We start from the raw sequence: 14,707 nt of genomic DNA, 5'->3' as shown, positions 1-14,707 counted from the left end.
CTTAAAACTTAATGTTAATACCTAAACTATAAGAAGTTACATTCGGATAAGCATAGGTTCCGTTATCCGTTTCCGGGTCCAGCCCCGTCCAGTTGGTTATAACGAACGGGTTATTCACGTCTGCATAGATACGGCAGCTCTGCAAAAACTTCTTCTTCAACGGCAAAGTATATCCCAAAGTAATATTTCCACAACGGATGTAATAACTGTTCTTCACATAAAAGTCACCGTAACCATAAGCACTGTATAAGAAAGAAGGATCGGTAGCCGTCGTGTTCTGGCTACTGAATGAATTATATACATACGTAGAGACATTCGCCCCTTGGGCTGCCTGCGTCCAGTCTTCCAGATAAGAAGCACCTCTCTTACGTCCGGTCTCCCCATAAAAATAAATGGTAAAGTCAAAATTCTTGTAACGCAAAGAGTTGTTAAAGCCGAATGTCAGTTTCGGGTCACCGTTGTCTACGTACACTTTATCATTGTCGTTGATGACACCGTCATTATTCTGGTCTTTAATCTTGACCTGTCCCGGAAGCAAATCCGCCTGTGCGGCAGGCGCTTTCTCACCCACCTGCAGAATGCCTTCGGATTCATACGACCACCATGCCCGGATAGGATCGTCCACCCGTTCGTAAGAGTTCGGTTTCCAGTCAGCCGGCCGTTCGTCCCAGCGATCGTTATAATGTGCCAGCGTCAGGGTCGAGTTCCAAGTAAAATCCTTAGTGGATATGTTGGTCGTGTTCAGGGTAATCTCCACACCCTGGCTTTTCGTAGCGCCCGCATTAGCCGCAATCTTGTTTACCTCATGGTAAGAAAGCAGTTTCTTATCGGATACCAGCAAATCCGTAATGCGGCGATTAAAGTATTCGGCAGTCAACCGGATCCGGTCATTGAAGAATCCTAAGTCTACTCCAGCATTAAACTCGCTGGTCGTCTCCCACGTCAGCAACGGATTTCCCAGTTTGGAAGCATATACGCCTTTCTTCTCCGAACCTCCTATCACATAATTATATCCTACGCTATAAGCATCCGTCACATGATTGCCCACGTTGGAATTACCGGTTTGCCCATAAGAGAAACGCCATTTCAGATTAGACAACCACGAGCGTGTTTTTTCCATGAACTTTTCCTCACTCATCACCCAGCCCAACGCCACGGAAGGGAAAAATCCCCAACGGTTATCCGGGTCGAAATTGGAAGCCCCGTCGGCACGCAACGTCGCTTCAAACAAATAACGATTGGCATACATATAATTCAAACGGGCGAAATAAGAACCCAGGCTACTTTTGGACGCCCAGGAAGCGACCGTCGGTTTCGCTGCCCCGCCGGCTCCCAGATTATGATATGAAAAACCGTCAATCAGAAACTCCGTATTTCCGGCAGAAACTCCTTCCGTGGTGAACTTCTGGAAAGAATATCCGCCCAATACCTTCAAGTTATGCTCCTTGAAAACCTTTGAATAGCTAGCAGTCAGCTCCATCAGATAGTCCTGCGAATCTTCTTGGCTAATATAACCGGAACCCAAATTGCGTTCTCCCTCCAAGGTCGTTTTCGGCAAATAATTAGAGCGTTTCTGGAATCTGCGGTCTGCACCCAGGTTAAACTTCAATTCCAGGCCCGAAACAGGTTTAACCGCAACAAAAGCCGTCCCCATGATACGGTCTTTGGTCGTTTTATCGGTAATTTCCAGTAAAGAAACCGGGTTAGGACTTGTTGCACGACGCGGGTCAATATAATAATCTCCGTTTTCGTCATAAACAGGCAAAGCAGGATTCGCACGGATAGCGGCGGTCAAAATACCGGAGTTCTCATTCTCCCCGTCTCCCAGAGGAACATTGTCATATTTGTTCTGCGAATAACTGGAAGTCACCCCTACCGATACATATTTGTTAAATTCATAATCAAAATTCAAACGCATGGAAAAACGGCTTGTACCGTTGTTTTTCACAACACCATCCTGGTCCATATAATTGACGGAAGCCATATAACGCATTGACTCCGAACCTCCGTTGATGGAAAGGTTATGCTGCTGCATATATCCCAGGCGGGTCACTTCTTTCAGCCAGTCCGTACCCCTCACGTATTTCAACTGGTCGTTGGTATAGCCGGGAGTATAACCCGTAGGAGTCTCGCTGGACTTCACGTATCCCTCATAAATCCCCAATCCGTACTGAACCAGATACTTTTCGTATGTCTGTTTGTTGTACATATCCATAAACTGCGCAGCATCCAGCATATCATAATTGGCACGTATATTCTGTACCGAACCGGAAGCTGAATAAGAAATGGTCGGTTTGCCGCTTTTCCCTCTCTTGGTAGTTATCAGAATAACCCCGTGTCCGGCGCGCGCACCGTAAATAGCGGTGGAAGCCGCATCTTTCAATACGGAAATGGACTCGATATCATCCGGATTCAACGATTCCAAAATATTGTCCGTCGTGCCCGCTTCATAAATATTGCCGGAAGCCAGGGAACTACCGGAACTGACGGGGAAACCGTCAATAACGAACAACGGCTCGTTGCCCGCTCCTGTCGAAGCCTCGCCGCGGATACGGAATTTAGAACCTCCGCCGGGCTGCGCCGACTGCAAGTTGACCTTCAATCCAGCCGCCTTGCCCGCCAAAGCATGGGAAACCGTAGTTACCGTAGTCGCTTCAATATCTTTCATATCCATCATGGAAACAGCACCCGTCAGCGTTTTCTTGGTCTGTGTGCCATAACCCACCACTACGACCTCATCCAGCACTTTCGTATCTTCTTTCAATATGACAGAGAGCTTCTTGCCGGGGACCACCTTCACAACCTGCGCCTGGTAGCCAATATAAGAAATCTCCAGTTCCGTACTTTCCGAACTGACTTTCAATGTAAAATTCCCGTCCAAATCGGTTATCGTCCCGTTTCCCTTCACGCCTTTCTCCAGTACACTGGCACCAATGACAGGCTCACCGGCGGGATCGGTAACCATCCCATTTACTGTAACCGCCTTTTCCTGCTGCGGCGCCTGCGTTCCTGCAGACAATATGATTTTCCTGTCCAACACCGAATACTTCACGTCAGTACCGGCAAAAACTTCCTTCAACACACTAAAAATATTACTTTTATTAGCCGATACGGATACGCGGCGATTCAAATCGACATGCTTGTTATTGAAGAAAAAATCAAAATCCGACTGTTCTTCAATCTCCTTCAAAATATCCTCTACCCGCTGATTCCGGACATCAATACTAATCATAGTTTTCTGCGCATAACCGTCAGCAGCGTAACTTAGCCCGACAGAGCATACTAAGAATAAAATCAATAGTCTCATAGATAATGGGATTTTTTTGGAAACTCGCCAAAGCGACTTTATCACCCATAATAATTGGATGCTAAAATAATTTTGCATAAATTTGTGATGACTTAAAGTTAATAAAAAGTTTATCTAAGCTTGTCGCCAAACAAGCATCAAAAAGATTTACCGATTTTCATACGGGAAGATACGCCAATATCATCCCGTATGTTTTTTTATTTAAGGAGGTCTGTCTTTCATGTTACTACTGTATTTAAGGTGAATTTATCAATATATTTCTATCTTGCTCTTTTCTTCCGTTATGTCCGGTGAATCAAGATACCGCCAGCGAATCTGGGAAGACAACCGGAAATATTCCAGAATCCGTTCCAAACGTTGATTCATGAACGTACCCGTAAACGAGTCTCCTTTCAGACGTTCATTCTTCAGGATGAACTCTACATTATAGCGTTTTTCCAACATCCGCAACCCTTCTTCCAAAGGAGTATTCCTGAATATAATCTTTCCTTCCTTCCAGGCGGTTTCCGACTCTCCGGAAGTCGCATAAAGCCGGACTTCGCTATCCGCCGAATCATAAACCAGCTTTTGTCCGGGGTCCATCAGGATTTTTTTCGATACATTGTCTTTGGTGAAGATAAAGCCGACTTTCCCTTCCACCAGGGTTGTCAGCACCTTGCCGTCCTTCGCATACGCCTCTACGTTAAAACGTGTGCCCAACACTTCTATCTGTGACTGGTGCGAAGTAGAAACAATGAATTTTTTCTCCGGATTTTTAGCCACTTCAAAGTAAGCTTCCCCCTGCAAAGTTACATTTCTCGCATCACCGTCAAAACGTGAAGGATAAGCCAACGTCGATTCCGAATTCAAGAAAACGAGCGTACCGTCGGGCAAGGTCAGCGAAGTAGTCATTCCCGGATTGGTCTTTACTTCCATCATCTGCGCCAACTCTCGCCCGTCTCCTTTCCAATACGGCAAGACAGACATGACGAGAAGCGGAATGAATAAAACAGCGGCTGCACGTTGCACCCATTCCCACCACGTCGTTTTCCTCTTGCCTGTCATCCTGCTTTTTACCCTCGACAGAGCTTTCTCCGTATCGACTTTCTTGATGACCTGAACAGTATCCGCAGCCAGGCAAAGTGCATGTACCTGCTTTGCCGTCCGCCGGTTTTCCTCCGATTCATCCATCCAAGCTTCAACCTGCAAACGTTCCTCTTCCGTCACCTGTCCGTCACAATAACGGGGAAGCAGCTCTTCGATTCTATTTCTATCCAATTTATCCATATCTTATTTTTCTTGCCTTTTGTTATAAGACAGGAGAGACGGGACAGATTCCTAAACCGATATCCATTTTTTTTCAGAAAATCTTTGTTTTCTCATAAAAAAGTTATATTTGCAACAGAATTATGAAAACTAATACATGAAAGAGAACCACCTATCGGACAATGATTTCTTATTATCGGCACTCCAACGCGGAGATTTGAAAGCATTTGATGCGCTGTTCCGGAAATATTATCCGGCGCTGTGTGCCTACGGCCACCGTTTCGTAGAGTTGGAAGATGCGGAAGAAATTGTAGAAGATTCCCTTTTATGGCTCTGGGAAAACCGGGAAACACTGGTTATCGAGTCTTCATTAAATTCCTACCTGTTCAAAATGGTCTATCGGAGGGCACTGAACAAACTGGCACACATAGATGCGACCCAACGTGCCGACACCCGTTTCTATGAAGAAATGCAGGAAATGCTGCAAGATACGGACTACTATCAACTCGAAGAACTCACCAGCCGCATTGAACAGGCTGTTGCCGGACTGCCGGAAAGTTATCGGGAGGCGTTCGTGATGCATCGTTTCAAGGATATGAGTTACAAAGAGATTGCCGAAGCTTTAGGAGTATCTCCCAAAACGGTGGACTACCGTATCCAACAAGCGCTAAAGCAGTTGCGCATGGATTTAAAAGACTATCTGCCGTTATTGCTGCCATTCTTATTCCCTTAAAGAGAACGGGATATCCAGGTTCTTCCTCACCAAACACCTCCCCGACTGCCGCCGCTTATCTTACAATGCATTAACGGATCACTTCCGTTGTATCAGAGATAAACTATCTTTTCCTCTAACGCCAAACTTGCGTCTGCCCTGATACAATCTATAAACGCAACTTGCATTTATAGATTGCTTCCGGATAAAAACAAGTCGGAAAGCAAGGAAAAGGAAGTTTGCAACAAGGGAAATGAATTCAATGGACGGATGAATTCATTTCTTTCTATAAGGCAACATAAACCAGAAAGTAGAGCCTTTGCCTTCTTCCGAATCCACCCCTATTTTTCCTCCCAGGCGTTCGACAATCATATGGCAGATGGAAAGTCCCAAACCGGTCCCCTGTATGAACGGATTGTACTTTACGAATCGTTCAAACACGTGTTCGCACTGCTCGCGGGACATGCCGCAACCGGTATCCGATACATAAAAACGGATGGTATTGACATCTGTCAGACGATAACCCATACGGATAGAACCTTTCCGGGTAAATTTAACGGCATTATTGACAAAGTTGGAAAGTAGTTGTATCAGGCGATTCTTGTCTATATAAAAAAGACAGTCCGGCAAACGCTCGGTAAACTCAAAGGTTACGTCACTGCTTTTCAAACGCAGCCGGACGCTTTGCCCGATTTCTTCCATTGTCTGATTCAAATCAATCCATGAAGGACAAAAATCAAATGTACCGGCTTCAATCTTTGACAAGTCCAGAATATCGTTAATCAACTGAAGCAACAGGTCTGTATTGGTTTCGATGATGTCTGTGTATTCGCGCATTTCTGAACGGTCTTCTATGTCGGGGAGCATATTCGAGAACCCTACAATGGCATTCAGGGGAGTACGTATCTCATGGCTCATATTAGCTAGAAAGGCCGATTTCAACTGGTTGGCCTGTTCCGCTTTCTCCATCGCCTCATGCAGGCGGCTGTACGCTTTCCGAAGAATACGAATGTAATAGGCAATGGCTATAACCAATATCAGCAGGAAAAAAGAACAGGCAAGGATGGGAAAGTAGTACTCTTGGAAAAAGGTTTTGGGCTTATTGACGTAAACTGCATCGTCCGGGTAACGGGAAGGAGGGATATTGTGGAATTTCAACACCGGATAGCAGAGGTTGGCCCTGCCTTTCCCTCCCTCTTTGCCGGGAATGTTGCGCGCCTGCTCTCCTTCCAGGACACGGTCAAGTATTTCCAATAAAGATTCGCAAAATGATTCTGCCGAGACATAATATCCTCCCGCAAAAGTATTGTCTGACAAGTCCTCGGAGGAAAGCAGAAACAGGGGGGACGAAGTGAAATTGGTGATTACCTCCTGAATATGGTCGAAAAGATAGCTGTTATCATCTTTATTATGCGATTCAAACCAGGAATAATAAATTATTCCCGTATTCTGTTTATAACTGCGCAAGGTGTCCAGCAACATTTCCGTAGACAACTGAACGGTGGAGAGCTGCTCCAGTTGCAGGTCCGGAAAATTCTCCTCCACAGCTTTCTTTACATCGCCACGAGTTTCCTCGCTGATATACCTGTCATCGGAGATGAATGCCAGACGTTTCATGTCAGGTATCAGTTGATAAATCAAATCAACCGTTTCCTTTACATAATAGTGCAGTTTCAGGGTACTCAAATTATATCCGCGTCTCCACTCGTCGGCGGAAACACTATTGGCTTCCGTCAAAGGGGCGTGTGACAACAAAACGTCAAGGGATGCCGGCAGACGTTCGCGGGCATTTGTCACAATCACCGGCACTTCTTTCCATATATCATTGAATAGTTCCCGGCAGACTATCCATCCCGGGTCTCCAATCAGCACGATAGCGGTGGGAGGAACCGGATATTTCTGGCGCAAATGGGTAATCAGGGCGTTGACTTCCATTTCATTCTCCAAAGCGGGTACGGAAAGCGACTCCGCTTTGACCGATACGCCCTGCCGTTGAAGAGCTTCGTGGATGCACCAGTAAAAGTCTTTGGACCAAGGTAAATTGAAATTAATGGAGTTCAGAACCAACACTTCCTTTTTTGTTTTCCGGCCCCGCGCCGACACAGGCGATAGGCATCCTTCAACGAGAAGAAAGAATCCAAGGAAGAATAAAATGTCCCGCAGCGATTGTTTCATTTGTGATATTCTATTATAAAGGAGCAAAGATAGCATTAATTTCTTTTGTGCAAAAAAAAGGCATCTCAAAACGATTTGAGATGCCTTTTATTATACAAAATTAAGTATCAAAGGATTACGATTTCCTTAAAGCTGCAATGCTCTCTTTCAAAGAACGGATGATACTTTCCGCATCGGCCTGCTTCTTGCGTTCCATTTCGATAACAGCGGCAGGAGCATTATTGACGAATTTCTCATTGCCGAGTTTTTTCAAGACGCTCTGCAAGAATCCTTCTTTGTGTTTCAGCTCCACTTCCATACGGGCTATTTCCGCTTCCACATCAATCAGGTTGCCCAACGGAACCGCATATTCCGTAGTCCCCACCATGAATGAAGCGGCTCCTTCCGGTTTAATTTCCGTTACGGTGATGGAAGAAAGGTTACACATCTTGCTGATGACCGGATTCATCTTTTCTACCGGATGGCTGCCTATGACTTGCAATTCGAGCGATTCTTTCATTGCGATGTTCTTCTGCAAACGGATGTTACGGATATTACTGATTATTTCCTTCGCCGTTTCAAACTCTTGCAGGAAGTTTTCATTCACCTCAATCGGCTGCCATAAAGGAGCCACCATGATACTTTCACCCGGTTTGCGTTCACGCAATTGCTGCCACAACTCTTCCGTGATAAACGGCATAAAGGGGTGCAACAGTTCAAGCAGGTATTCGAAAGAGGTGATCACTCCATCATATACAAATCCGTTGACCGGTTGTCCATAAGCCGGTTTTACAATCTCCAGCAACCAGGAAGAGAATTCATCCCAGAACAGTTTGTAGACCAGCATCAATGCTTCGCTCAAACGGTATTTGGAGAATAAATCAGCTACCTCCACTGCAGCCGCATCCAGTCTCTGCTCAAACCACTGAACCGCAATGTGAGACTCAACCGGAATCGGAACATTTCCCATCCCGTTCGTCCATCCCTTAATCAAACGGAAAGCATTCCAGATCTTGTTGCAGAAATTACGTCCTTGCTCACAGAGGGCATCATCGAAAAGGATGTCATTTCCAGCCGGGGCGGAGAGCATCATTCCCATACGCACGCCGTCCGCGCCATACTTTTCTATCAACTCCAGCGGGTCAGGAGAATTACCGAGGGATTTAGACATCTTGCGTCCCAGTTTGTCACGGACAATACCGGTGAAATAGACATTCTTAAACGGCATCCGTCCTTCATATTCGTAGCCGGCCATTATCATGCGGGCTACCCAGAAGAAAATGATGTCCGGTCCTGTCACAAGGTCGCTCGTCGGATAATAGTACTTCATCTCTTCATTACCCGGATGATTGATGCCGTCAAACAAGGAAATAGGCCACAACCAAGAGGAGAACCACGTATCCAGGCAATCTTCGTCCTGACGGAGGTTTTCCATCGTCAAGTTTGCATTGCCAGTCTTCTCCTTGGCTTTCGCCAAAGCTTCTTCCGGAGTAACTGCCACCACATAACCGCCTTCCGGCAGGAAATAAGCGGGAATACGGTGTCCCCACCATAACTGGCGGCTGATACACCAGTCTTTAATGTTCTCCATCCAATGACGGTAGGTATTCTTATATTTGGCAGGGTAGAATTTCAACTCATCGTTCATCACCGGAGGCAATGCCATATCTGCGAAATGTTGCATTTTAAGGAACCATTGCATGGAGAGCTTCGGTTCGATAACCACATTGGTACGTTCCGAATATCCAACCTTGTTTGTATATGCTTCCGTTTTTTCCAGCAATCCGGCCGCTTCAAGGTCTTTCTCGATTTGTTTACGAACGTCGAAACGGTCCATACCGACATACATGCCGGCCGCTTCGCTCAACGTACCATTATCGTTGAATATGTCAATGCTGGGCAAATTGTATTTTTCACCTAGCATATAGTCGTTTACATCGTGGGCTGGGGTTACTTTCAGACAGCCGGTTCCGAATTCGATATCCACATAATCATCTTCGATTACGGGAATGACACGGTTCACCAGAGGTACAATCACTTTCTTTCCTTTCAGCCATGCATTTTTCGGGTCATTCGGGTTGATGCACATTGCAGTATCACCCATAATCGTTTCCGGACGGGTAGTCGCTACGACGGCGTAACGGCCTTCCGCATCACCTTCCACTTGATAACGGAGATAATAGAGCTTTCCGTGCTCTTCCTTGTAGATGACTTCCTCATCCGAAAGGGCGGTCTGCGCTTTCGGGTCCCAGTTTACCATACGTACACCGCGGTAAATCAGTCCCTTATCATATAAATCGACAAATACCTTGATTACGCTTTCACTGCGTTTTTCGTCCATCGTGAAAGCAGTACGGTCCCAATCACAGGATGCGCCGAGTTTACGGAGCTGTTTTAAAATAATGCCTCCGTGTTCGTCTGTCCAGTCCCAAGCATGTTTCAGGAATTCATCACGGGTCAGGTCGTTTTTCTTAATGCCCTGTGCCGCAAGTTTATTTACCACCTTTGCCTCGGTAGCGATAGAAGCATGGTCCGTCCCCGGAACCCAACAGGCATTCTTGCCTTCCATACGGGCACGGCGAACCAGAATATCCTGAATGGTATTATTAAGCATGTGTCCCATGTGCAACACACCGGTGACGTTGGGAGGAGGAATGACGATGGTGTAGGGTTCACGACCATCGGGTTTCGAACTGAATAAATGATTGTCCAGCCAATACTGGTACCACTTTCCTTCCACGTCGGCGGGATTGTACTTACTTGCTAATTCCATATCGTTTTATGTATATAATAATGTATATTCAGTAATAACGGGTGCAAAATTAATAATTAAAATTCAAATCTTGCCACCCTCCGGCTGATTCTGTGGGCGGAAAGAGAATTTATATCCCTCATAAACAGCAAACCCGTAGAATAAAATAGTCATGGACGCCAGGTTTTCTACCATCCAAGAAAATATTTCGGCATAATCTGCCTGATACAGGACATCCGTATATGCCATGCCGTAGTCTCTGGCGATGTATCCGACGATAGAAAAAAAGTCGCCCAATACACAACTAATCAACGCCAGCACTGCACCGATGATTCCGAAAATGGGCCGTATTCCTTTTCCCTGCCGCATGGCAAATCCGACAAGGAAACCGATACCGATAGCCATATACCCTATCTGATAACCGGTGGAAACAGAGACTAATCCCCATGCCACCGCTCCCGCGATACAGGCTATGACTGCGTATAACACGCCTTTTGGAAGATTTTCTTCGGCAAGCAGTTCTTCTCGCGTTTTTGCCACCGGAAAGTCTTCCGGCTTGGGAGGCGCCATCCGCTCTAACTCTTCGTCTTTCCGATAGTCGCCACATTCTCCCTCGAATGCCGGAAGTTCTCTCGTACGATTACAGACAAGCCCTTTTCCATTCACAAAATCACGCGATACGCAATTCCGGCAATATTTCTCAATTTCTTCAGTTGTAGCCATCTTTTTATCTTCTTTTATATTTGCCAAATTTTTCTTCACCCATCAGATTCTTACTCCGGCAAGAAAAACCCCTCTCCTGCCGGAAAGTATCCTGCATTATATTTCCAATAACGGTTTCCCACACACAAACCCTGACAAAGGAAAGAATCATGGTTAACAGTTTTTTTGCAAATATAGGGGTATTTTTTCGCGTGACGTTTATTTAATGCATATTTTTGCCAATCGATATAAAACAAATGAGAAACATGAAGCCAATCGTAAGATATTCAGCCTTAGGAATTTTATTAAGCCTGGTATGGCTGACCCAATGGATTCCTGCTTTGGCTGCCATTTATTCGGAAACGGTCTACCCTTTTATTTCTTATATCCTGTCTGCTTTCTCGAACCTATTCCCTTTCGCCATAGGGGACTTATTCATTTTCTGTAGTATTGCCGGAGTACTCATTTACCCTATCTACGGTCGTCTGTGCAAAAAATTGCCTTGGAAAAAGATTCTGTTGCATGACGGTGAATATTTATTATGGGTTTATGTCTGGTTTTATCTGGCATGGGGATTGAATTATTCCCAAAAGAATTTCTATCTGCGGACCGGGATTCCTTACACGGCTTATACTTCCGAAAATTTCCAAGGGTTCATAGACGAATATATTACTTTACTGAACGGTTCGTACACTCCGATAAGCAGCATCAACGAAAATCTCGTACGTGAGGAAACCGTAAAGTCATACAATTTATTGAGCGATAGTCTGGGCGTACACCGCCCTCCCCACGAACGACCCAGGGCGAAAACCATGTTGTTCACTCCTTTTATCTCAATGGTGGGAGTCACCGGCAGCATGGGCCCTTTCTTTTGCGAGTTTACCTTGAACGGAGATTTACTTCCCGTCAATTATCCGGCTACATATGCTCACGAACTGGCTCATCTGCTTGGTATCACCAGCGAAGCGGAAGCCAATTTCTATGCCTATCAGGTTTGTACCCGTTCAAAGGCGGCAGGTATCCGTTTTTCCGGCTACTTTTCCGTATTGGGGCATGTATTGGGCAATGCGCGGAGATTACTTCCGGAGGAAGAATATACCCGGATTTTTAAACGTATCCGCCCGGAAATCATCGAGTTGGCGAAGAATAACCAGGCATATTGGGCAGCTAAATACAGTCCATTGATCGGGGCCGTACAAGACTGGATGTATGACCTTTACCTGAAAGGGAACCGGATTGAGAGCGGTCTGCAGAACTATTCGGAAGTGGTAGGATTACTGATTTCTTACCGGGAATGGAAGAATAAATAAAAATGAATTATACCCGGTTCAGAGACATCATATCCCGACATCCGTACCGATGGAAACAAACCGTCCCTACCCGTACTTTTCATTACTACCGGAAAGTTTATCGAAGATACGGCTTAAAAAAATGACCTGCCATAACACACCTCGTATTGAAAGAGAGAATTTGTAAGTTAATAATCAAAGGTTTGGAGAATCAAAAACGATTGCTTACTTTTGCGGCGCTAAAAAATAGATGACGAACGGCTGTCAATGATTGACAACAGTTTTTTAGAAACCGTTAACTAATTTGTTTCGATTTAATTTATAAATTCATAAAGAATTAAAGGAATAGACCACTTAGGTAAAGTCCTCAAGTGACTTAACTGTTGTAAAATTCCACTAGATTTCTGAGAATCTGCACTACTGATACCCTATGGTATCGGGAAAGTTTCAAGAGAGTAGTCAGTCAAAAGACTTGCCAATAAATTCGGTTGATTTACCCGTATCCAAAGAACGGGTGTTTAAATTTATAGTATATGTTTGACAGATATTATAAGGTATCGCTGTCTCTCCTGATTCTTACGGGGACAGGGAACTTAAACTCAACATACGCCCAAAACCGTCTCGACAGCCTTCAACATGTAGAAGAGGTTATCATAACGGGCCGTATTGTCCGCCGAGAAGTAATTCCCGTCCAAGAGTTGTCAGGCGAACGGCTCCACCGACTCAATTCACACAATGTAGCCGATGCCCTGCGTTATTTCTCCGGCATTCAAATCAAGGATTACGGAGGTGTCGGAGGGTTGAAGACCGTGAACATCCGCAGTATGGGAACCAACCATGTAGGGGTCTTTTACGATGGCATCGAACTGGGTAACGCCCAGAACGGTACGGTCGATTTGGGACGGTTCTCGCTCGACAATATGGAATCGGTGACACTTTATAATGGACAGAAAAGCGCCGTGTTACAGCCTGCCAAAGATTTCGGCTCTTCAGGTTCCATCTATCTGCAATCGCGGACGCCGAAGTTTGAAGAGGGAGAAAGCCGTCACCTGAAAGCCTCGTTCAAAACCGGCTCGTTCGGTGTAGTCAATCCCGCATTGCTTTGGGAACAGAAACTCGGCAGACGGGTGAACAGTTCTCTTAGTGCGGAATACCTCCGCTCGTCAGGCCGTTACAAATTCTCTTACCGCATGCAAGAGGGTTACGACACAACCGCCGTGCGGCAGAACGGCGACGTGAACGCCGTACGGGTGGAAGGAGGCCTCTATGGCCGGATTGACCGGGGATACTGGCGGACAAAAGCCTATTTTTACAATTCGGAACGCGGATATCCGGGTGCAATCGTCCGTAACAAGTTCTCGCACGAAGATCGCCAGTGGGATACCAATCTCTTCGTACAGGGAGCGTTCAAAAAGGACTTCACACCGTGGTACAGTCTGTTGACGAATGCCAAATACGCTTACGACTATCTGCATTATCTGGCCGACCCGAACAAAGATGAATCCCTGATGTACACCGATAACCATTATTACCAACAAGAGACGTATCTTTCCGCTGCCAACCGTTTCACGATTTTTCCATGGTGGGAGGCAAATTTCTCGGTCGATTACCAGTTCAATCTGTTGAACGCCGATTTGCGCGATTTCGTTTATCCCCGTCGCCATACGATACTGGCGGCTGCGGCTACCGCCATGCATTTCGATCGCGTGGAGTTGCAGGCAAGCCTGCTCGGAACGCTGGTCCATGATCGTACTTCAGGTAAAACGGCTCCCGACAAACGGAAACTCACGCCGACAGTCATCCTCTCGTGGCGCCCGTTCGAACGGACAAACCTGAACCTGCGCGCTTTTTACAAACGCATTTTCCGCATGCCGACACTCAATGACCTCTACTATACGTTTGTCGGCAACGCGAACCTCGAACCCGAATTCACGACCCAATATAATGTGGGATTCACTTATGCACGCCGTTTCTCCGGCATATGGTTACGGTCGCTGGAGGTACAATCCGATGTTTACTATAATGAAGTAGAGAATAAAATCGTAGCGACACCGACCTCGAACTTTTTCCGCTGGACTATGGTTAACCTGGGTAACGTGGAGATTCGCGGAATAGATGCCGCAATCCAGACAGATTGGGTTATCGGCCGGAATTTCTCGATAGCCGGACGTCTGAACTACACTTATCAGAAAGCGCAGGATTTCACCGACCCCGCAAGTGAGTTTTACGGCGGACAGATTCCTTATATCCCGTGGCACAGCGGCTCGGCGGTGTTGAATGCCGCATGGCGTACATGGGAAGCGAGCTACAGCTTCATCTATACGGGCGAACGTTATTCGTCGCAGGCAAATATCCCTTATAACTACCAACTGCCGTGGTACACCAGCGATTTTTCGATAGCGAAGAACTGGCGGTTACGGGATAACGACCTGAAAACGACACTCGAAATGAACAATGTCCTCAACCAGCAATACGAAGTAGTTACCTGCTACCCTATGCCGGGCATCAACTTCAAACTGATTGTACAATATACCTTTTAACCATAA

The 14,707-nt window shown here is 45.9% G+C and carries 8 protein-coding genes; 3 read left to right on the top strand and 5 right to left on the bottom strand.

The annotated features are described in order from the left end of the window. Position 1: 1 nt before the first annotated feature. Both Q5076_RS06755 and Q5076_RS06750 read right to left on the bottom strand, forming a co-directional pair. On the bottom strand, positions 2–3,385 hold the full coding sequence (locus tag Q5076_RS06755; RefSeq protein WP_303011910.1) for a TonB-dependent receptor: 3,384 nt from the start codon (positions 3,383–3,385) through the stop codon (positions 2–4). A 171-nt stretch (positions 3,386–3,556) separates the two neighbouring features. After that, entirely contained in the window at positions 3,557–4,573 is a 1,017-nt protein-coding gene (locus tag Q5076_RS06750) for a FecR domain-containing protein (protein WP_303011909.1), read from the bottom strand. Positions 4,574–4,709: 136 nt separating this feature from the next. Between Q5076_RS06750 and Q5076_RS06745 the strand changes: the two genes are divergently transcribed. Then, the gene (locus Q5076_RS06745) at positions 4,710–5,285 is read left to right on the top strand and encodes an RNA polymerase sigma-70 factor (protein WP_303011908.1); all 576 of its coding nucleotides are present in this window, start codon (positions 4,710–4,712) and stop codon (positions 5,283–5,285) included. Between the two features lie 255 nt (positions 5,286–5,540). Here Q5076_RS06745 and Q5076_RS06740 read toward each other — a convergent pair whose 3' ends face one another. From Q5076_RS06740 to Q5076_RS06730, 3 genes are all read right to left on the bottom strand, one after another. Beyond that, complete coding sequence (locus tag Q5076_RS06740; RefSeq protein ID WP_303011907.1) at positions 5,541–7,439, bottom strand: ATP-binding protein; 1,899 nt, start codon at positions 7,437–7,439, stop codon at positions 5,541–5,543. Between the two features lie 115 nt (positions 7,440–7,554). After that, the gene (locus Q5076_RS06735; RefSeq protein WP_303011905.1) at positions 7,555–10,191 is read right to left on the bottom strand and encodes a valine--tRNA ligase; all 2,637 of its coding nucleotides are present in this window, start codon (positions 10,189–10,191) and stop codon (positions 7,555–7,557) included. Between the two features lie 63 nt (positions 10,192–10,254). Next, positions 10,255–10,893, bottom strand: a complete 639-nt coding sequence (locus tag Q5076_RS06730; RefSeq protein WP_303011904.1) for a hypothetical protein — start codon at positions 10,891–10,893, stop codon at positions 10,255–10,257. Between the two features lie 236 nt (positions 10,894–11,129). On the opposite strand from Q5076_RS06730, the gene Q5076_RS06725 reads away from it, so the two are divergent. After that, positions 11,130–12,182, top strand: a complete 1,053-nt coding sequence (locus tag Q5076_RS06725) for a DUF3810 domain-containing protein (protein ID WP_303011902.1) — start codon at positions 11,130–11,132, stop codon at positions 12,180–12,182. A gap of 512 nt (positions 12,183–12,694) precedes the next feature. After that, a complete protein-coding gene (locus Q5076_RS06720) occupies positions 12,695–14,701 on the top strand; it encodes a TonB-dependent receptor (protein WP_303011900.1) in 2,007 nt (668 codons plus the stop codon). Positions 14,702–14,707 lie beyond the last annotated feature (6 nt).

The organism is uncultured Bacteroides sp. (genome assembly GCF_958445495.1).
Taxonomy (GTDB): domain Bacteria; phylum Bacteroidota; class Bacteroidia; order Bacteroidales; family Bacteroidaceae; genus Bacteroides.
This window is presented reverse-complemented; position numbering and strand designations above follow the sequence as displayed.

Coding starts and splice junctions, on each gene's coding strand:
- Q5076_RS06755 (WP_303011910.1), bottom strand. CDS start 3,385: ATGCAAAATTATTTTAGCATCCAATTATTATGGGTGATAAAGTCGCTT.
- Q5076_RS06750 (WP_303011909.1), bottom strand. CDS start 4,573: ATGGATAAATTGGATAGAAATAGAATCGAAGAGCTGCTTCCCCGTTAT.
- Q5076_RS06745 (WP_303011908.1), top strand. CDS start 4,710: ATGAAAGAGAACCACCTATCGGACAATGATTTCTTATTATCGGCACTC.
- Q5076_RS06740 (WP_303011907.1), bottom strand. CDS start 7,439: ATGAAACAATCGCTGCGGGACATTTTATTCTTCCTTGGATTCTTTCTT.
- Q5076_RS06735 (WP_303011905.1), bottom strand. CDS start 10,191: ATGGAATTAGCAAGTAAGTACAATCCCGCCGACGTGGAAGGAAAGTGG.
- Q5076_RS06730 (WP_303011904.1), bottom strand. CDS start 10,893: ATGGCTACAACTGAAGAAATTGAGAAATATTGCCGGAATTGCGTATCG.
- Q5076_RS06725 (WP_303011902.1), top strand. CDS start 11,130: ATGAGAAACATGAAGCCAATCGTAAGATATTCAGCCTTAGGAATTTTA.
- Q5076_RS06720 (WP_303011900.1), top strand. CDS start 12,695: ATGTTTGACAGATATTATAAGGTATCGCTGTCTCTCCTGATTCTTACG.